This window comes from Chthoniobacterales bacterium (assembly GCA_039930045.1).
In the GTDB taxonomy this organism is placed as follows: Bacteria; Verrucomicrobiota; Verrucomicrobiia; order Chthoniobacterales; family DASVRZ01; genus DASVRZ01.
The window spans coordinates 17,300-36,152 of record JBDSQB010000010.1; the positions used below are offsets into that span (position 1 = coordinate 17,300).

Annotated in this window: 19 protein-coding genes; 6 read left to right on the top strand and 13 right to left on the bottom strand. The window is 58.6% G+C overall.

The features are described 5' to 3' along the window. Positions 1-58 precede the first annotated feature (58 nt). The 7 genes from hisB to modA all read right to left on the bottom strand — a co-directional run bounded on the left by hisB (position 59) and on the right by modA (position 6,308). A complete protein-coding gene (hisB, locus tag ABIT76_07905) occupies positions 59-649 on the bottom strand; it encodes an imidazoleglycerol-phosphate dehydratase HisB (protein MEO7933067.1) in 591 nt (196 codons plus the stop codon). Positions 650-706: 57 nt separating this feature from the next. Beyond that, the gene (locus tag ABIT76_07910; GenBank protein ID MEO7933068.1) at positions 707-1,843 is read right to left on the bottom strand and encodes a PTPDL family protein; all 1,137 of its coding nucleotides are present in this window, start codon (positions 1,841-1,843) and stop codon (positions 707-709) included. A gap of 110 nt (positions 1,844-1,953) precedes the next feature. Next, positions 1,954-2,439 (bottom strand): gluconokinase, encoded by a 486-nt coding sequence (locus ABIT76_07915; protein ID MEO7933069.1) that lies wholly within the window; start codon positions 2,437-2,439, stop codon positions 1,954-1,956. Beyond that, entirely contained in the window at positions 2,436-3,698 is a 1,263-nt protein-coding gene (locus ABIT76_07920) for a lactate racemase domain-containing protein (GenBank protein MEO7933070.1), read from the bottom strand. Before ABIT76_07920 ends, ABIT76_07915 begins: the two co-directional genes overlap by 4 nt. Positions 3,699-3,704: 6 nt before the next feature. Then, positions 3,705-4,514, bottom strand: coding sequence for an SDR family NAD(P)-dependent oxidoreductase (locus ABIT76_07925; GenBank protein MEO7933071.1), 810 nt, complete (start codon positions 4,512-4,514; stop codon positions 3,705-3,707). Between the two features lie 50 nt (positions 4,515-4,564). Beyond that, on the bottom strand, positions 4,565-5,503 hold the full coding sequence (locus tag ABIT76_07930) for a hypothetical protein (protein MEO7933072.1): 939 nt from the start codon (positions 5,501-5,503) through the stop codon (positions 4,565-4,567). Between the two features lie 46 nt (positions 5,504-5,549). Beyond that, positions 5,550-6,308: a molybdate ABC transporter substrate-binding protein gene (gene modA / locus ABIT76_07935; protein MEO7933073.1), complete on the bottom strand. Its 759-nt coding sequence runs from the start codon at positions 6,306-6,308 to the stop codon at positions 5,550-5,552. Positions 6,309-6,414: 106 nt separating this feature from the next. Here modA and ABIT76_07940 point away from each other — a divergent pair, with 106 nt between their 5' ends. Further along, positions 6,415-7,863: a family 10 glycosylhydrolase gene (locus tag ABIT76_07940; GenBank protein ID MEO7933074.1), complete on the top strand. Its 1,449-nt coding sequence runs from the start codon at positions 6,415-6,417 to the stop codon at positions 7,861-7,863. Here ABIT76_07940 and ABIT76_07945 read toward each other — a convergent pair. The 4 genes from ABIT76_07945 to ABIT76_07960 all read right to left on the bottom strand — a co-directional run bounded on the left by ABIT76_07945 (position 7,860) and on the right by ABIT76_07960 (position 12,141). Continuing rightward, entirely contained in the window at positions 7,860-8,594 is a 735-nt protein-coding gene (locus ABIT76_07945; protein MEO7933075.1) for a glycosyltransferase family 25 protein, read from the bottom strand. The two genes, ABIT76_07940 and ABIT76_07945, sit on opposite strands and share 4 nt — an antisense overlap. Beyond that, on the bottom strand, positions 8,594-8,980 hold the full coding sequence (locus tag ABIT76_07950) for an SHOCT domain-containing protein (protein ID MEO7933076.1): 387 nt from the start codon (positions 8,978-8,980) through the stop codon (positions 8,594-8,596). Before ABIT76_07950 ends, ABIT76_07945 begins: the two co-directional genes overlap by 1 nt. Positions 8,981-9,123: 143 nt before the next feature. Further along, a complete protein-coding gene (locus ABIT76_07955; GenBank protein MEO7933077.1) occupies positions 9,124-11,106 on the bottom strand; it encodes a helicase C-terminal domain-containing protein in 1,983 nt (660 codons plus the stop codon). Positions 11,107-11,316: 210 nt separating this feature from the next. Continuing rightward, positions 11,317-12,141 (bottom strand): hypothetical protein, encoded by an 825-nt coding sequence (locus tag ABIT76_07960; GenBank protein MEO7933078.1) that lies wholly within the window; start codon positions 12,139-12,141, stop codon positions 11,317-11,319. Between the two features lie 63 nt (positions 12,142-12,204). Between ABIT76_07960 and ABIT76_07965 the strand changes: the two genes are divergently transcribed. After that, positions 12,205-12,996 (top strand): ABC-2 family transporter protein, encoded by a 792-nt coding sequence (locus ABIT76_07965; protein ID MEO7933079.1) that lies wholly within the window; start codon positions 12,205-12,207, stop codon positions 12,994-12,996. On the opposite strand, the gene ABIT76_07970 is transcribed toward ABIT76_07965, so the two are convergent. After that, positions 12,993-13,466: a hypothetical protein gene (locus ABIT76_07970; protein MEO7933080.1), complete on the bottom strand. Its 474-nt coding sequence runs from the start codon at positions 13,464-13,466 to the stop codon at positions 12,993-12,995. The two genes, ABIT76_07965 and ABIT76_07970, sit on opposite strands and share 4 nt — an antisense overlap. Positions 13,467-13,484: 18 nt before the next feature. Beyond that, complete coding sequence (locus ABIT76_07975) at positions 13,485-14,135, bottom strand: hypothetical protein (protein MEO7933081.1); 651 nt, start codon at positions 14,133-14,135, stop codon at positions 13,485-13,487. A gap of 204 nt (positions 14,136-14,339) precedes the next feature. Here ABIT76_07975 and ABIT76_07980 point away from each other — a divergent pair, with 204 nt between their 5' ends. From ABIT76_07980 to ABIT76_07995, 4 genes are all read left to right on the top strand, one after another. After that, a complete protein-coding gene (locus ABIT76_07980; GenBank protein MEO7933082.1) occupies positions 14,340-15,248 on the top strand; it encodes an acyl-CoA desaturase in 909 nt (302 codons plus the stop codon). A gap of 214 nt (positions 15,249-15,462) precedes the next feature. Then, on the top strand, positions 15,463-17,145 hold the full coding sequence (locus tag ABIT76_07985) for a 30S ribosomal protein S1 (GenBank protein ID MEO7933083.1): 1,683 nt from the start codon (positions 15,463-15,465) through the stop codon (positions 17,143-17,145). A gap of 115 nt (positions 17,146-17,260) precedes the next feature. Then, complete coding sequence (locus tag ABIT76_07990; GenBank protein MEO7933084.1) at positions 17,261-18,358, top strand: crosslink repair DNA glycosylase YcaQ family protein; 1,098 nt, start codon at positions 17,261-17,263, stop codon at positions 18,356-18,358. A 59-nt stretch (positions 18,359-18,417) separates the two neighbouring features. Beyond that, positions 18,418-18,849 carry an OsmC family protein gene (locus tag ABIT76_07995; protein MEO7933085.1) on the top strand — a complete coding sequence of 144 codons (432 nt, stop codon included), beginning with the start codon at positions 18,418-18,420 and terminating at the stop codon, positions 18,847-18,849. Positions 18,850-18,853: the final 4 nt, after the last annotated feature.

An 18,853-nucleotide genomic window follows, 5' to 3' on the forward strand; every position in this document is an offset into this window, starting at 1 on the left:
CCTTTTGCGTCTCGCGAAAGGGCCGGTTCTCGCCATCGAACGAGACGTGCGCTCCCCGTTAAAGCACGCCTTTGGTGCTGGGAATGCCGGTGACTCGGGGATCGATCTGGCAGGCCATGTCGAGCGCACGGGCCAAGCCTTTAAAAAGTGCCTCGGCCAAATGATGTGAGTCGCGTCCGTAGAGAATCTCGGCGTGGAGATTGGCCCCGGCATGAACCGCGAATCCGCGAAAAAATTCCTCAACCAACTGGAACTCGAATTGGCCGCCAATCGGCGACGCGTTTTGCGGGGCGCGATATTCCAGAAACGGGCGTCCGCTCAGGTCGATCACGACCCGGGCGAGCGTCTCATCCATCGGCAGATAGGCAAAACCGTAGCGGCGTATCCCGCGTTTATCGCCGAGAGCTTTGCTGACGGCTTGGCCGAGACTGATCCCGCAATCTTCCACAGTGTGATGGAAGTCCACTTCGAGGTCGCCCTTCGCCTGGACGTTGAGATCAATCAGACTGTGCTTGGAAAACAAGTTCAGCATGTGATCGAGAAACGCGATGCCGGTGGCGACGGTTGCCTTTCCCGTGCCATCGAGGTTCAACTCCACGCGGATTTGAGTTTCAGCGGTATGGCGTTCGATCAGGGCGCTTCGGGACATGGCGGCAGACTAGGAGAAACTGCCGCAGGTCTGGAAGCGTTTTTTTACCTGAAAACCCTACGGCTTCCTCGGCAACGGCGTTTTCATCGCGCCCTTTGGCGTTGGACTCGGCGTGGGCGTTGGAATCGGAGTCGCCTTGGCAAGGGTGAGTTGAGCGTTGGCGTCTTTCAGAAGCAAATTGGCGCTCCAGAGGCTGGACGCTGTTTGCAGGGAAGCGGTCGCGCCGGGCAGATCGCCAGCGGCCATTTGCTTCTTTGCCTCGTCCACGGCGGCGATGGAGGCGAGCATCGGGGCGGTCTTGATCGCCGCCAGCCTGGTGTTCTCGGCGGTGACGGTTTTTTGCAATTCATCGAGGCTTTTCTGGTTCCGCGGATAAATCGGGGTCCATTTTGTGCCGGCCTTGATTGCGGCTTCGAGGGCAGCGTTGGCCTTGGCTTCCTCAGAGGCGGCGGCAGCGATCAGCGGTGCCTTTTTGAAGTCGGGCAGCAGTTCCATGCCTTTCTTGCGCTCGATCATTTCGTTGGCAAAAATCGCCTTTTTCGTGGTGACCTCCGTCTGCACATTCGGGATCAACTGCTGCGCATATTCCACCGCTGACGGATAGGCGCGGGTACCGGGATAGGTTTTTTCCAGCTTGGTGAAAAGGTTCAAAGCTCCGAGAGAATCGCCGGCTTGACCCAGCGCGATCATCTGCTGCAAAAGCAGCGTGGCGTTGATCTGATCCTTTTGTTTCTCCACTTCCTGGGGCGTGTACCAGATGTTTTCGATCTTCACTTCACCAAAGGCGACGCGCTCTTTTTCCTTTTCCAAGGTGGCGATCATTTCGCGGGCCTCCGCCACGTGTGGGCTCGTGGGATATTTGCCGATGAAGGCATTGATCTTGGTGTGAATCGCCGTGTCGTAATCGGCGGGTGTGAATGAATTCGGCCCCGGTCCGGCGGCTTTCACAGCGGCAAATTCCGCCTCGGCAGGATCGGGTTTTTCGATGCTGGCGATGTCCGCTTTTTGAATCACCCGCACGTCGGTGATCGACGCGCTCATTTTCACCTCCGCTTCGACCGTGGTGTCGGTGGTCTTGGTGATCTTAGCTTCGAGACGTTCGCCGGTTTTTAGGACAATCGTGTCAGCCATCAGCCAAGAAGACTGAAGAAACAAAAGCAGGCAAAAGAACGGATGAGGCTGGGGAAATTTCATTTGAACGGGACTTTAAGCGGTATGTAAGACAATAAAAACGGAAATCAGCTTCGCTGTTGGCGAAACTTATTTACCCTGTAAATGCGTAATACGCGGCGTTTTGGCCGTATTTATCCGAGCTGGGCGAGGATTTTTTCCACAATCATCGGCACTGGATCGGCGATTTCGGCCACAATCGCGTCTGTCGGTTCTTCCAAAGTGGCAAACTGGCTGTCGAGCAGGGCGGGGGACATGAAGTGATTCTGACGCGCCACAAGCCGGGAGCGGATGAGCTCCTTCGTGCCGTGCAAATAGATGAATCGCAGCCCCGCCAAACCTGCGGCGAGCCGGTCGCGATAGACTTGGCGCAGCGCGGAGCAGGCGAGGAAAACCGGTGTCGCCAGGCTTTGCCGCGCTTTCAATTCGCGATTCAACGTGTCTAGCCAGCCCCAGCGATCCTCGTCGGTCAGCGGCGTGCCGGCGGCCATTTTTGCCTTGTTTGCAAGCGGATGAAAGTCGTCCCCGTCGAGGAAAAGGCCGCCGGTTTTCTCCGCGAGCTGGGACGCGACGCTGCTTTTGCCGCACCCGGCGACTCCCATGACGATGTAGAGGCTCATTTCGGGAGATTTCCTCCGGCCCATGCGGGTTGCTGGCGCAGGTGATAGAGCATTTCCCCGGCCTTGCGCACGAGGAGAACGCCCTCGTCCTCGCGGTCGGCGAAGCTCTCGATATCGATGGAACTCGGATCGCGGTAGCCCATGTTGATCTTCTCGCAAATCTCCCGCGGAATACCTGTCGCGAGCGTGACTTTCGCCCGGCAGTGCTCGACGCCATCGACCATTTTTCCAATGCCGCGAACGTGCGTGCTGTGCGCCAGGATGCCCCAAGGCTTGTCCTTGAAACGGTCCCAATCGGCCAGAAAATAGTCGCGGCAGTGGTAGCCGATTTCCTCGATCAATTTCCCGTGAACGACCGAGACCTCGTGAATGTGCGGCGCGTAAATGATCAATTCGCCTCCGTCGGCCAGCACCGGCTCAAGCTTATACATGCATTTGCCGCCGACCCAGAGCTCGTCATACATCTTCGGCGCGCAGGAGAGAATCGTGTGAAACGGCTTCTCTTTGTAAACGATATGTAACTGCCGCGACAGCTCCGACGCCTGATCCCACGCGCCCTCCGGCGTGCCGGAATAGAGCCCGGCGAGCTCGCCTTTTTCGACCACCATGCAGAAGCACAGCTTGTCCACATTCACCAGCGCCCCGGCGCGATCCACGACCTTGCGAACGGGCGTCCATTTGTTGCCGATGATCATCGGGTTCGTGACAACAGCGCCGAGCCAGTGGAAAAAATTCAGGATTTCCGGTCCGCCGATGCCGGGGAAAAGATATTTGTTTCCGCCCGAAAAGCCGACGACTTCGTGCGGGAAAACCGGGCCGATGATGACGATTTGATCGTAGTCGAAGACGAGTTTGTTGATCTTCACCTCGACTTCCATCGCAAACAACCCGTCGGTCAACGCGGAGATTTCGTCCGCAGTGATCATGCCCAGGCTGCGCAGCGCGGCGGGATTGTCCCACTCGTGGTTGAGGAGTTGCATTCGACTGTAAGTCGTCCGTCGCTCGTCCAGCGTGATCTCCAGGCGTTCGCAAATCGCCTCCTCGCTCATTGGCGGATGCGTCCCGAGGGCAATCATCACGTCGATGGCGGAAGTGACCTCAGCGAGCTGTTCATGAACGGCCTTGAAAACCATCCCGAGCGGGCAACCGCGGGTCGCATCGGGCACGACGAGGAGGATTTTCTTGCCGAGATAATTCGCCTTCGGACAAGCCTGCGTGACGATGTCGCGAACGGCGGCGGGGGAAACGGTGGTGCTCATTTGGGGCTAAATGGTTTGACTCAAGAAACCACCATCGACGGCGAGGTCGATTCCTGTGACGAAGCTGCTGGCCTGCGCGCTGGCGAGGAAAATGACCGCGCCGATGAGTTCATTCGATGTCCCGAAACGGCCCATCGGCGTGTGACCGAGGATCGACTGCGCACGCGGCGTGGGAGTTCCATCGGATTGGAAAAGCAGGGCGCGATTTTGTTCCGCCGGGAAGAAACCGGGCGTGAGCGTGTTCACACGGACGCCGCTCGCAGCCCATTCGCGGGCGAGAAATTGGCTCAAGTTCAACACCGCCGCCTTCGCCGCTGAATAGGCCACGACTCGACTCAACGGCAGATGCGCCGAGACGCTGGCGATGTTGATGATGCTGCCCTTTTTTGCTGCGACCATCGCCGGGCCAAACTCCTGGCACGGCAAAAATGCGCCGCCCGCCAGATTGAGATCGAAGCTTTCCTTCCAATCTTCCAGCGCGATGGATTCAAACGCTTTCTCGGCGGTCACAGTCACCTTCGGGTTGTTTCCACCGGCGGCATTCACCAGGATCGTCGGTGATCCGAATGCAACTTGAATGGCCTCGTGCGCCTGCTTCAGGCTCGCCGGGTCCATCGCATCGGCGGAAAAAAACTGCGCTTTTCCACCCGCGTTTTTGATTCGAGTCACACACGATTCACCGCGTTCGGCGCTGCGACCAAGTACCGCCACCGTCGCCCCCGCCGCCGCCAGCCCCTCGGCCAGCGCACCGCCGAGCACACCCGTCGCGCCAATCACCACCGCCACATCACCCGTCAGATCAAAAAGAGAATTCATAGGAAGGACCGGCATCTAAACAGAGGGCCGCCCTTTTGCGTAGAAAAAACCTACCACTTCCGGGCCAGCACGCCGTCGTTTTCCGTGTCCTTGCGAAACGCCTCATCGAGCTTCGCGACCGAGGAAAAATCTCCGAAATACGTCGCAGCCAGCGCGCTGTCGTTCGTCGCGCCGGTCGCCAGCAGACCGAAAAATTTCAGAAACTTGTCGTCATCCTTGCCCACCAGAAACCGCACCAGCGCGTCGGACTCGCCATAAAACGTCTCCACCTCGTGCGCGTCTGTCGGGTAACTTTGCAGATTCATCAGGCGCTCCAATGGGATGTAACTCGCCCGTGGCACGAGCGCGCCGCCCGGTTTGCTGGCGTAACCGCGAGCCCGGTAATACGCGGCGTAGGCCTTGCGCGAGACGTTTTCCGCGTAGCCCTCGTTTAGCCAGAGCGGGATCTGACCCGGAAAAAACCGGCTCACCACCAGATGCGCGATCTCATGCCCCAGTGTGCGACCCTTCCAGCGCGCCTTGCCATCGCGGAAAACAAACAATTCGCTGCCCGTCTGCAATCCGCCGGTCCAGGGATCGAGCCCGCCGGATTTCTGAAACTCCGCCCATTCCGCCTCGTTCTCGAAGATGAAAATGTGGGCCTTGCGCTGCCAGGTCGCGCTCTCTTTTTTCAAGTCGGCGGCGATCACCCGGTAATAAAACTCCGCCTCGACCGACGCCTCGGTCGCGGCCACCGCGCTGCGAAAGTGGTAGATGAAATTCGCCGTCTCCGCGTGCTGCCAGGCGGGCGGATTGATCGTCAGGGCGCGGACTCCGAGGTTGGAAAAATATTTGTTGCTCAAGTCGCCCCAAGCCTTCGTGGCGATGCCATCGAGCCCGCGTTTCTCCGGCGTTCCCGGCTTCGGAAGTTGCGCCGGGGCGAGGCCGGACCAGAGGAGCAAGGCCAGACTGGCGAGGTGAATCGACTTGAAGTGAAATGGAAAACGCATCGTGTCCCTTCTACAAGCAGCCCCCACGCCACAGACTGTGGCTTTTTTACTCCGCTGGCAGGGTGAAGCCGGCTTTTTTCCAGACGATCTGGGCTTCTGGGGTTTGCAGCCAGAGTTTGAATTCGCGGGCGTCGGGGGCGTTCGGGGCGTTGCGCAGGAGAATGCCGGCTTGCTCCAGCCGGGGGTAGGCATCGGAGGGGATTTCCCAGTATCGGCCCTCGGCCTGCAGTTTCGGGGCGAGGGCGAGTGAGAGTCCGATGAGGCCGGCTTCGGCGGCGCCAGTTTGGACGAATTGGGCGGCTTGCACGACGTTTTCGCCGAGGACGAGGCGGTCTTTCACGGCGTCGTAAACGCCGAGCGAGCGCAGGGCGGCGACGGCGGCGCGTCCGTAGGGGGCGTGGTCGGGGTTGGCGATGGCGATTTTTTTCACCGACGGATCGAGCAGGGCGCGGATACCTTGTTTCGGAAGATCGAGAGGGGAGTTTTTCGGCACCCAAAGGACGAGGTGGCCGGTGCCGTAGAGGAAGAAATCGGACTCGGATGCCAGTCCGTCGGCGATCAATTTTCTCGGAAATGCGGCGTCGGCGGAGAGGAAGAGATCGAAGGGCGCGCCGTTTTTGAGTTGCTCGTAGAATTTGCCGGAGGCGCCGTAGGTGGGGCCGATTTTCACGTCAGGATGAGTGGTCTGGTATTGGGCAATGAGCTCGGGGAGAACGAATTGGAGGTCGGATGCGGCGGCGACAAGGACGGGTTCGGCCGATAACGATGCGACTCCGATGAGGAGAAAAAAGAGGACGAGTCTCATGCGAATGAGGCTGGGGAATTTTGTGGGCTGGGTCAAACATTCCGCCGTTCCTTTGGTCGGGTGATTGTGTTATGAGAGGGCTGTGTTTTTCTTCCAGTCGAGTTCCATGGTTATCAGGCGTGCGGCGTTTATTCTGGCCGCGGTTTTGGGTCTGATCACCCACGCTGCCGCGCAAAATCCAGTGCCGCCGGAGCCGATGCGGGAGTTTCGCGGAACATGGGTGGCGACGGTGTTTAATCTCGACTGGCCGTCGAGCAGTCATACATCGGCCTCGGTGCAGCAGGCGCAGCTCGTGGCCATCCTCGACAACGCGAAACGACTGAAACTCAACGCTGTCATTCTCCAGGTGCGGCCCAACAGCGACGCGCTTTATCGGTCGTCGATGGAGCCTTGGTCGGCCTGGCTGACGGGCAGCATGGGGGCTGATCCGGGTTACGATCCACTGGCGTTTGCGGTGGCGGAGGCGCACCGGCGCGGGCTGCAATTGCACGCGTGGGTGAATCCCTTTCGCGCGCTCGCAACGACGGAGGGAGGAATGTCGGAGCGTCACATTTCGCAGCGGCATCCCGAGTGGATTCGGCGATTTGGGACGCAGCTTTTCATCGATCCGGGTGTGCCGGAGGCGCGGGAGTATGTGCAGCGGGTGATCCTCGACATCGTGCGTCGCTACGACGTGGACGGGGTGCATTTGGACGATTATTTTTATCCGTATCCGGCGGGCAGCGCGGAGTTTCCCGACGGGGCGAGTTACAAGAAATACAGCGGCGGCCTGGCGCGAGCGGAGTGGCGGCGGCAGAATATCGACCGCTTCATTTCCGGGCTCTACTCGGCGATCAAGAGCGAGAAACGCACGGTGCTTTTCGGGGTAAGCCCGTTTGGAATCTGGCGTCCGGGCGTGCCTGAGGGAACGACGGCGGGAGTGGATGCCTACGGGTCGCTGGCTTGCGACGCGAAGCTCTGGCTGCAAAAGGGCTGGGTGGATTATTTGTCGCCGCAGTTGTATTGGACGAGTGATTCGCCGGGGCAGAGTTTTACGAAACTTTACGACTGGTGGAGCGAGCAAAACGCGACGGGCCGCCATCTCTGGCCGGGCATCGCCACCGAGCGGATCGGCGCGGGCCGCAACGCCGCCGAGCAGGCACGGCAGATCAACACGATTCGCCGGGGGCGCGGCGACGCGGGGCACATTCATTGGAGCAACAAATCGCTCATGCAGAATCGCGGCGGCATCGCGACAGCGCTGGCAAAGACGACTTACGCCACCCTCGCGCTCGTGCCGGCCTCGCCCTGGCTGGACCGCGACAAACCGTCGAAACCCGCGCTGGTTTCCAAGATCCAGGAGGGCTCGCATTATGTGGACTGGGGTGAGTCGCAGTCGAATGTGGCCAGCTACCTCGTGCAATGGCAGACAACGACCGGGTGGACGAGCCAAATCATCGGCTCAACGAACACGGGCGTCGCCTGGCCGAGCGGAAGCGATGTGGTGCGGTCGGTCGCCGTGCGCACGGTCAGCAGAACTGGCATCCTGAGCGACGTGGCCTGGCTGCAACGCTAGGCGCGCAGATAGTGCCAGCCGCGAAAGAGCCAGCGGCTGATTTCGTTGTAAACTTGATACGGGTAAGTCGCCAGGTAGCGGCGAAACGAGGAGAGCTTGAGCGATTTCCCGATTTGGATGGAGGACTTAAAGCCGGTCTCAGTCTGCGACGCGGGAAACGGGTAAATGTAGGCCGCGCTCAGGCCGAAGCACCATTCGCGATCCATGGCGTGGTCGATCGGGAGTCGCATCGGAATGAGCCCTTCGACCAGCGCTTCCGCGGCGCGGCGGTCCACGACGTAGGCACCGGTGCCCTTCAGCCGCCCAAAGCCGATGCAAATCTGGTAGTGGCCAAAAAGTTTCCCGATCACGGCGGGTTTGCCTCGGGAGAGACCGGTCAGGCGCAGAATGTTCCAGCTCCGGTGGTAATGCATCGCCTCCTGAATGGCGGCCTCGAAGTCGGGTTCGAGCGTGAGATCGTCCTCGGCGATGAGCGCGTAATCGTCCTCGCTCGTGAGAAATTCCCGCATCGCCTTCACGTGACTGAGATAGCAACCGACGTGACCCAGGCTCGTGGGGCGCCCGTGAAACCAGCGATAAAGTCCCTCCGAATACTCGGGAATCGGCAGTTGCAAGGCGTGGCCATTGACGCCGGAGACGCGGTGAATGTCGAACTGTGTGCCAGCAAACGACTGGGAAACAGATGCCCAGCGATCCGTCGCGGAGTCGAGATTGATGATGTAAGCGCGCACTACATTCTCTCCAAAATCTGGCGTTTCTTCGAGGTGTATTCGTCCTCGGTGATGATGCCGTCGTCGCGCAGTTGGTAAAGGCGGCGAAGCTGCTCGTCGAGCGGCAGGTGATTGATGCGCCGATCGCTGGAAGCGCCTAGGGAAATGCCTGCCTCGTCCAGCGCGTCCTTCGCCATGCCGCCCTGCATTCGCGACCACGGCTCCACATCGCGTCGTGCTTTTTCGGGGTCAAGAACGATGCCAGACCCCGCCGCGCCAGCCCTTCCCAAACCTGCTAAAATCATTCCCAAAACAATTAGCGCCATCCCGCCAAAACCGCGAATCGCCATGGAACGGCCAAAGTTCACACCCATGCTGAAGTCGCCAAAATGGAGTGCAAATGACACGAAGCAGGACGCAAAAATCAGCCCGCCCAATGTCGCCAAGCCGAGGCCCGTATAATAAACGCCCTTGCGTCGGGGTGAGAGCTGTCTGCGGGGTGTCATCGAAATGGAAGATGGGTCACGCACTTGGATTTGACGAGTCTTTCTCAGACGATCTCCACCGGGCATGGGGGCAGGGAATTGAGAAACGCCTTGCCGTATTGCTTGGTCAGAATCCGGTTGTCCAGCACGACGATGATCCCGCGATCCTGCTGCGTGCGAATGAGCCGTCCCACGCCCTGGCGGAATTTCAGGATCGCCTCGGGTAAAGAAAACTCCGAAAACGGATCGCCGCCTTGCGACTCGATGTGCTCTAGCCGGGCCTCGATCAGCGGGTGATCCGGCACCGCAAACGGCAGCCGCGTGATGACGACATTGCTCAGCGCCTCGCCGGGCACATCGACGCCCTGCCAGAAGCTGTCGGTGCCGAAAAGGACGGCGTTTCCAGTGGACTTAAACTCCTCCACGAGCCGGTGGCGCGGCATGCCCTTGCCTTGCACGAGGAAATTCCACTTCGATCTCGCGAAGTAGCCTTCCATTTTTTCCGCAAGCGACTGGAGCGTTTTGTAGCTGGTGAAAAGCACAAACGCGCGCCCGTTGCTGTGCTCGAGAAAATGCGCGATCCACTTTTGCAGCGCGTCCTCGTAGTCGGCATCGCGCGGGTCGGACATCTTTTTGACCACAAACACCTTCATCTGCTTCTCGTAGTCGAAGGGACTTCCAATCATCTCACCGGTCACGTCGTCAGCGCCCATGCGAGTCCGAAAGTAATCGAGGTCGCCGCGGCCCGTCGCCAGCGTGGCGCTGGTAAGAATGCACGAATTATTCTCCCGAAAAAACATCTGCCGGAGATGCGCCGAGAGGTCGATAGGCGCGGCGTTGAGTGCGATGGAAGTGCCGGCTTTCCCGGTTTTCTCCACCCAATACACGCTCTGCTCCGCCTGCTGGTTCAGGAAATCCGCGATGCCCAGCCGCGCGTCGCGCACCCGGCGGCCCATGTCCTGCAGCTCGGCCTTGGTCATGTCGTCATCGACCCGTTTCAGGCAATTCACGACGGCATTTTGCAAATCCGCCAGCGTGCTCGTGATCGTGTCCGCAACCAGTTCCGGATGGCGCACACGGTATTCGCGGCCCTTTTTGAAATCGCACGCTTCCTCGATGGAATCGAAAAACGTGTCCACTTGCTCGAAGGCCCGCGTCGATTGGCGCACGCCGTCGCCGTCGCCCAGAATCGTGAAAAGTCCCTTCTTCGTCTTGGCGTTGTAAAGCCGCTGGATCGCGTGCTTTAGGCCGTATTGCGAGACGCCGAGTCCGATATGTTTCGCGGCCACCGCCTCGACCGTGTGCGCTTCGTCGAGAATCAGAAAATCATTCGCAAATAGGAATCCGCTCTCCTTGTCGCCCAACTCTGCCGGCGAGCCGAGGAGCATGAAAAGAAGCGTGTGATTCATCACCACGACGTCGGCGGAGAGGAAGCGTTTGCGCGCCTGCTGGTAGAAACATTTCCCGTCGGCTCCGCACGATTTCGGCGTGCAAATATGCTGCTCGCTGCAGACGTGACTCCACACCTGGCTGTCCGGTTCGATGGAAAAATCCGAGAGCGTGCCGTCCTTCGTCGTCTGGCTCCAGGTCCAGATGCGTTTCAATTCCTCCTGCTCCGGCGAGGTGAAAAGTTCCCCGGCCTGCGACAGCGCACGCTCCAGCCGGCGCGGGCAAAAATAGTTGTGCCGGCCCTTCAGCAGAACCGCCTCAAACTCGTTTGGCAAAATCTTCTGCACCAGCGGGATGTCCTTATAAATCAACTGCTCCTGCAAATTGATCGTGTGCGTGGAAATGACCGCTTTTTTCTTCGCCTCCTGCGCGTAAAGCACGGCGGGAATGAGATACGCCAGCGACTTTCCCACGCCCGTGCCGGCCTCCACGATGAGGTGTTCCTGATTTTCTAACGCACCTGCGACGAGCGCCGCCATCTGTTGCTGCTCCTGGCGATGCTCGAAGTTTTTCGCCTTCGCCAGCAGACCCGTCGGAGAAAACATCCCGCCGACGCGTTCACCGAGGTCGCCGGGGATGTCTTCGCGAAGGGCAATCATTTGAGGACCGTCTCCATCGGCGAGAACCAGGGCGGCGTCAATCTGGGAAGACGTTCTTCCGGGAGCGCACGCGTCTCGCGTGTCCTTTGAGGTGTCTCGCCTCAAAGCTTTCTCCGCGAGAGGACTACTTACGAACAAAGCCCTTTCGTGAGACGCAAAAAAGGGAACACGCGAGACGCGTGTGCTCCCGGGGAATTGCCTCCGCCGTCTTTATGGAACCGAGTTGGCAATCTTCACATACCAGCGCTTGATCATGCCGACCGCTGGATAGATCGCCTCGTCGCGCTGCGCCACCGTCAGCGCGGGAGAACTCAAAGTCAGATCGTAGAGCATCTCGCTGATGTCGGAATTGGTGAAAATCACCCGCGGCGCCGGAACCGCCGCCGGTTTGCCGAGGGCAATGGTGAGAACGTCCGGCAGCTTCGCCAGATCGCGCGTTGGAAATACGAAAACCGGCGTCACACTGCGGCTGAAAGTCTGGAAAAAATGCGCGAATGCACCCTTCGGATTCGCCTCACTGGCCACACACGGGACTCCCAGCAGAGTGTCGTCGAGAATGAAAAACGCCACGGCGCGGCCATTGACCAGGGCGTCCTTCCGCGCGTCGTCGATCTGCGAAATGGGGAACGCACTCGCCGCCGAATACGTCGCCGCCGCGCTCGTGCGGGTCGATTGCAAGTCGGCGGCCATTTGAGTTAGATATTTATTGCCGGTGTTCACCACCAGATCGTGCGGAGTAAGCCCGGTCGGGTTCGCGGCCACGACGGGAGCGGGCGTCGCTGAGTCGAGTTGCGGTCGAACCACCTCCGCCGGAGCGGGCGTCGATTTCGGCAGGTAACGCGCCTTCAACGCGGGCGGTACATCGGCCAGCGGCACGCGCACAATGTCGCTGTCCGTGGTGAAAGTGAGTTGATTTCCTCGCACCTGCACATCGTGAACGTCGAAATATTTCTTGCCGGAAAGCGTGACGATGTCGATGGCCTGCGACGGCCAAACGGCCAGCAGGCAGACGCAAAGAATCAGGGGCAGTTTCATGGGAGTTGCATTGAAATGGGTGGGTCTTGACGCCGGTCGCGCCGCACGGTCTTCTATAATTGAATGCGCCGCTACTTCGAGATTTACCAGATGCTTTTTCGCAATTCACTGATTCGCGAGATGAATTTCAAGGCGAACTTCCTGCTCTGGATGGCGGTCGAGCTGCTCTGGTTCGTCGGCCAGATTTTTTTCATCGAAGTCCTCTTCAACTACGTGGACAAAATCGGCGATTGGTCGAAATGGCAGGTCGTGCTCCTCGTCGGAACGCATCAAATCATCGGCCAGCTTTTCCAAGCGTTTTTCTACACCAACCTCGCGAATCTGCCCGAACTCGTCCGCACCGGGAAACTGGATTTCCTCCTCCTGCAACCGGTGGATTCACAATTCATCGTCTCCACGAGCCGCTTCGGAGCCGACAGCGTTATCAACAGCCTGGTCGGCGTCGCGATCGTGATTTTTTCTCTCGTGAAACTCGGGATTCAACCCTCGCTCTGGCAGATTCTGGCCTACGCCGGGGCCGTCGTGTTCGGGATTGGCATTCATTATTCGATCATGTTTTCGCTGGCGACGGTCAGCTTTTGGATCGTGCGCGCGCAGGGCGTGATCCATGGGTATTACAACCTCTTCAACATCGCGCGCTATCCCGACGTGGTTTTTCGCGGGGTGTTTCGGGCGATTTTCAGCTTCGCGATTCCGGTGATCATCGTCGCGAACACTCCGGCTCGCGTCCTGATGAATCTCGGAAACACGCCCGCGCTTTTTCTCCAGCTCGCCCTCGCCTCGGGCACAGTGGTTGTCCTGAGCCGGCTCTTCTGGAAAGTCGCGTTGCGCCGTTACTCGAGCGCGAGCTCCTAGATTTTGTCGATGTCCGCGATCCGGTTTCCGCCGGTCAGTGCGGTGAATTTCTGAAAAATCCGCTTTGGCAGCGTCTGCCCGGATTCTTCCAAGGCCAGTTCGTCATGCGATTCCAGCTTGGCGCTTTCCCAAGCGGCGGGAAAGCCGGGCGACTTTTCCACGAGCCGTTTTTCCGCCCGCGCATAGATCTCCAACTCGCGCTGGAGCCGTTTCTCGGGAGTCTGATTCAACTCAGAAATCTTGATGCGCAGGTTTTCGTTCTGCTTCCGAAGCGACTCCAACTCGGCTTTGAGTTTCGCCGATGAGGCGGCCTCGATCTCCATTTTCTCGCCGAGCATCATCTTGAATTTATTCCGCTCATTGCGGGCGACGCGGGCGTTGTTCCAGGCCATCAGCGCGAAAATCAAGCCGAGCAAAAGCCCGCTGCCGAAGACGCAGAGATAAAAGGGAAACGTATTGACCGCAGGCATGGTGCGTGGATGGGCCGCTTAGTCAGCCTGCGCGGAAGTGTTCGGAGCAGCCGGTGCAGGCGTCGGCACCGCCGTGCCGGGGTTGCGAATGACGATGCCGTCCACGTCCTGACCTTCAGGATGTTGGGGCGTGTGTTTTTCCGATTCGGGCAGGGGAATGCTGTCGATGTTATTCAGCATCGCCTGATCCACGGGAGCGTCGCCGGTGTCGATTTGGGGTACGTACAAATCCTGCGGATTCGCCGCGGGCTGGACGGGAATGGCGGGTTGCGCGCTGGCGAGAATCTCCGATTCGCTGGCGATGCAGGCGGCGGGAATGAAGCCGCGCTGGCCACTGGCGATCTGCACGAGGGCGTTGCGGCCGTTGTTGCTGAGGACTTTCACCGGAGTAAACCGGGGCAGGGTAATGGAGTGATCGTTCGCACTGCCGCGCTGACGGCTGCCGCCCACGAGCGGAGTCTGCAACCCGGCAAACTGCGGCACATCGACCCGGACGACGGGCTGAAAAATGGCCGCATCGGTGGAGATGCGCATCTGCTCGGGATTGCGGCCAAGCTCGTCGGCTTTCTTTTTGTCCGAGAGATTTGCCGCCATTTTGGAGACCGTGGAGCAGCCGGTAAAAGAGAGGGCTGCGGAAAGCAGGACCAGAGAAAGGAAGCGATGTTTCATAAGCCAGAATCGAGCCGCGCAGAGTTTATCATAGTTCAAGCTATCGTCGAGCAATTTTAAGGCCACGTGTGGAGCTTCTTCACTCAGCTGCGAATGGAACGGGGAGCGCGCATGGGAAAACTTAATGTTGCCGAAAAGCGCATTTTGAGCCACTTTAGCCGCTTCCTTGCCATCAGGGAAAAACCCTCATTTCATTAAAACACCATGTTTAAGAACGATAAACTTCAAGCTGTCATCCTCATAGCTTTAATCGCCATTCAAGTCGCGGGTGTCTTCGCCCTGCTGCATCATTTCCAGCTCTTCTACCTCGCGATCATGATCCCGATTTATGCTTGGGGCTGCTTCAGCACGACACTCTATTTGCATCGTTATCTGACTCATCGCGGAATGGAAATGCCGGAATGGCTGAAGTTTTTCTGGGCCATGGGCTCGGCGGTTTGCCTTTCCGGCGATCCGGTAACCTGGGTGGGCGACCATCGTTATCACCATCTCAAATCCGACACCGATGAGGACATTCACAGCCCGCTCCATGGCTTCCCTTATGCGCATATGATGTGGCTCGTTCGGAAACCGGAGAGCTTCCGCCTGCGCTCTCTGCGTTATGCTTCGGACGTTCGCAAGATCTGGTATTGCAAGATTCTGGAAACCCCGATGTTTTACGTCGTGCCCCATATTCTTGTGGCGCTGACCCTTTATTTCACCCTTGGTGGCGCTGGTTTGCTCTGGTGTCTCTATTTTCCCATGCTGGTGCTTTATAACTTCACGTGGGCAGTGAATTCCATCTGCCACATGCCGAGCCTCGGCTATCGTACGCACGAAACCACCGACGCCAGCCGCAATAACTTCTGGGTTGGCCTCGGTTCCTTTGGCGAGGGCTTCCATAACAATCACCACGCCAAGCCGAAATGCGCCGCGCACGGTCTGCAATGGTGGGAAATCGACGCCACCAAATACCTCATCTGGACCCTCGAAAAACTCGGCCTCGCCTGGCAAGTGGCCTGGCCAAAAACTGAGACCGCTGAGTCCGAGACAGAGGTCGTTTCCATTCCCACCCAAGCCACCGCGCTGCTGGCCAAGGTCATGGAACCGGGCCAAAAACTGGCTTCCGAATAAGCTGCAACTCGAATCTAAAATTTTACAAACAGGCGATTCCGATGGGAGTCGCCTGTTTTGTTTTTCGGATGAGACAATTTCAAGTTGCCAGCAAGGGGAAAGAGCGTAGTTTCTCGGCCCCTTGCAAAGGCAGGGGAACACTTTCCCGCGTGTGCGAGACGGTGTGTTGAAATGTTAAAAACAAGGCAACCGTGGCAGGAAGAAAGCAAATGTTATGATTGAAATGAAGGACCTGATCGCGAAATCCATGCGTGATTTCCGCGAAGGCAGTATTGTCAAAGGCCGCATCCTCGAGATTCGCAACCGCGAAGTGCTCGTCGATATTGGCTACAAATCCGAGGGCGTGATTCCCTCATCCGAGTTCGATGACGTTGAAAGTCTCGAAGTCGGCGAAGAAGTCGAAGTGCTCCTCGAGCGCCTCGAAAACGACGAAGGCATGGTTATCCTCTCGAAGGCCAAAGCCGCTTATCGTCAGAACTGGGAAAAAATCGTCAAAGTGTTTCACGGCGACGGTCTCATCAAAGGCAAAGTCCGCTCCGTCGTTAAAGGCGGCCTCATTGTTAATATCGGCGTCGAGGCGTTTCTACCCGGCTCCCAGATCGACATCATTCCTCCCAAGGATCTCCAGCAATTCGTGGGCAACACCTACGACTTCAAAATTGTCAAAATCAACGACGACCGCAAAAACGTCGTTCTTTCCCGTCGCGAACTCATCGAGGCCGAACGCAGCGAACAGCGCGCGAAATTCCTCGGCGAAGTCGCCATCGGCTCCACCGTCGTGGGCAAGGTCAAGAACCTCACCGACTTCGGCGCGTTCATCGACCTCAACGGCATGGACGGCCTCCTGCACATCACCGATATGACTTGGAGCCGCCTTAACCATCCTTCCGAACTTCTCAAAGTCGGCCAGGAAATCGAAGTCGTCGTTCTCGACATCAACAAGGAAAAAGAGCGCGTCTCGCTCGGTCTCAAGCAGACCCAAAACAATCCTTGGGACAAAATCGAAGAGCGTTTCCCCACCGGGGCTCGCATCAAGGGAAAAATCACCAACCTCGTTCCTTACGGCGCATTCGTGCAGATCGAAGAGGGCGTCGAAGGCCTCATCCACGTCTCCGAACTCTCCTGGACCAAACGCATTGCCCGTCCATCCGACGTGCTTACGATCGGACAGGAAGTCGAAGCCGCCGTTCTCGGCGTCAACAAAGACGAGCAGAAAATCTCGCTCGGCCTGCGTCAGCTCGAGCCAAATCCATGGGACGAGATCGAACAGCGCTACATCATTGGCAAGCAAGTCAAAGGCAAGGTCCGCAACACCACCGCTTATGGCGCGTTTGTGGAGCTTGAAGAAGGCATCGACGGCATGGTTCACGTGTCCGATCTCAGTTGGACTCGCAAGATCAATCACCCAAGCGAAATGCTGAAAAAGGGCGACGAAATCGAAGCCGTCGTCATCGACATCGACAAAACCAACCAGCGCATCAGTCTCGGCATGAAGCAACTGGAGAACGATCCTTGGAAGGAAATCGACACCCGTTACAAGATCGGCGATCTCGTCAAAGGCAAAGTCACCAAACTCGCCAGCTTCGGAGCCTTCGTGGCTCTCGATGGCGACATCGACGGCCTCGTCCACATCTCGCAACTTAGCGAAGACCACGTGGCCAAGGTCAAGGACGTCATCAAAGTGGGCGACGAAGTCGAAGCCCGCGTCATCAAGGTGGACAAAGCCGAGCGCCGCATCGGTCTCTCGATCAAGGCTGCCAACTACAGCGACGAAGAGCTCAAGCGCGAGAGCGAAGCCTTCGACAACATGCGTCCCGGCGAAGACATGGTCGGCCTCGAACAAGCCTTCGCGGCTGCCGAGGAAGAGTATCGTCCCGGCGACAACAAGAAAAAATAGAGTCCGCTCTAACTCGAATCAAAAAAACCGGACCTGCGCAAGTGGGTCCGGTTTTTTGTTGTCCATAACGATGGAACTCGCCTGCAAAACGGCCACGTTTCGATAAACTGATCGCGTGCCTGCGCTTCACCTTTCTCCAGCCGACGCCCGGCGATTTCAGCGGCACGCCGTGCTTCTCGACGCCCCGGCTGCGGACTTGGAGAGTGTTCTCACTCACCACGGCTTCATCCAGATCGACCCGATCAATGTCTGCGGGCGAATGCACGATCTCATTTTGCGAAACCGCGTCGCCGATTACCGCGAGGGCGACCTCATGCGCCACTTGCACGGCACCCAGCCGCTGCCTGCCGAGGAGCGCACCGCCTTTGAGCATCATCTGCCGCACAGCAACAACCTCGCCGCACTGCCCGTTTCCGCGTGGCCGTTTCTGCAATCCGCCATGCGCCAGCGCACCGAATACGAGAGTGCCTGGTCGGGAAAATTGGACGAGCGCCAGACGGAGCTCGCGCCGCAGATTCTGGCCGAACTCGCCGCGCGCGGGCCATTTGCCTCAGACTCGATTGCAAACAAGGAACGCGACGCGCACGGCTGGGGAACTCACGCCACACTCGCCAAAACCACGCTGCACAAACTCTTCTTTCACGGTCGTATCCTCATCTCTCGACGGGAAAATCAGCGGCGACTCTACGACCTCCCCGAGCGCGTGCTGCCCGCTGCCATCCTCGCCCGACCCGAGCCGTCGCCGACGGAAACGGCCCGTTGGATCACTTTGCTCAAGCTCCGTCAATGGCGTCTGACTCCGCTCTTGCGGGCCGAGATTCCACTGGTTGCAGACGATATTCAGGAAATCGCCGTGGACGGATGCCCACCGCTCTTTTGCCTGAAAAGCGACCTCCCGCTGCTCGACCTCGCCGCTGATCCGAGTTCCATTCCACTCTTGCTCGCGCCGCTCGATCCGCTCATCTACCACCGGCGCGTCACCCGCAGCCTGTGGGACTTCGACTACACTTGGGAAGTCTATGTGCCTCCGGAGAAACGCGTCCGCGGCTACTACGCGCTGCCCGTGCTCGCAGGGCTGGAGCTGGTCGGCCACATCGATCCGAAAGCCGACCGGAAAGCAAAAAAACTGGCCATTATCCACCGTTCCTTGCGCCGGGGTTACTCCGCCGCTCCCGCCGTCCGCGAGCTCGCCCGTTTTCTCGGATTGAAATAAAGATTCGCATCCCGCCGCCCGTTCTGGAACGAATAGATTCCACTTACAACCCAATCATTATGAAACAAAAAGCATCCGCCATCTGGCAGGGCAGCCTCAAGGAAGGCACCGGCACCATCTCCACCGCATCCGGCGCACTCGTCGGCAAACCATATTCCTTCAAAGCCCGCTTCGAGGCCGAAAACGGCGAGGCAGGCACCAATCCCGAGGAACTCATCGGCGCCGCTCATGCGAGTTGCTTCTCGATGGCATTCTCCATGATTTTGGGCGGAGCGGGATTCACTCCTGAAAAAATCGAAACCACCGCCACCATCACACTGGAGCAAAAGGACGGCGGCTTTGCCGTGACCGCGAGCCATCTTGATCTGACTGCCACCGTTCCCGGAATCGACGACGCGAAATTTCAGGAATGCGCGGGCCAAGCCAAAGCCGGCTGCCCGATTTCAAAATTGCTCAACGCGACCATCACGCTCAACGCGAAACTGGCTTAAGACG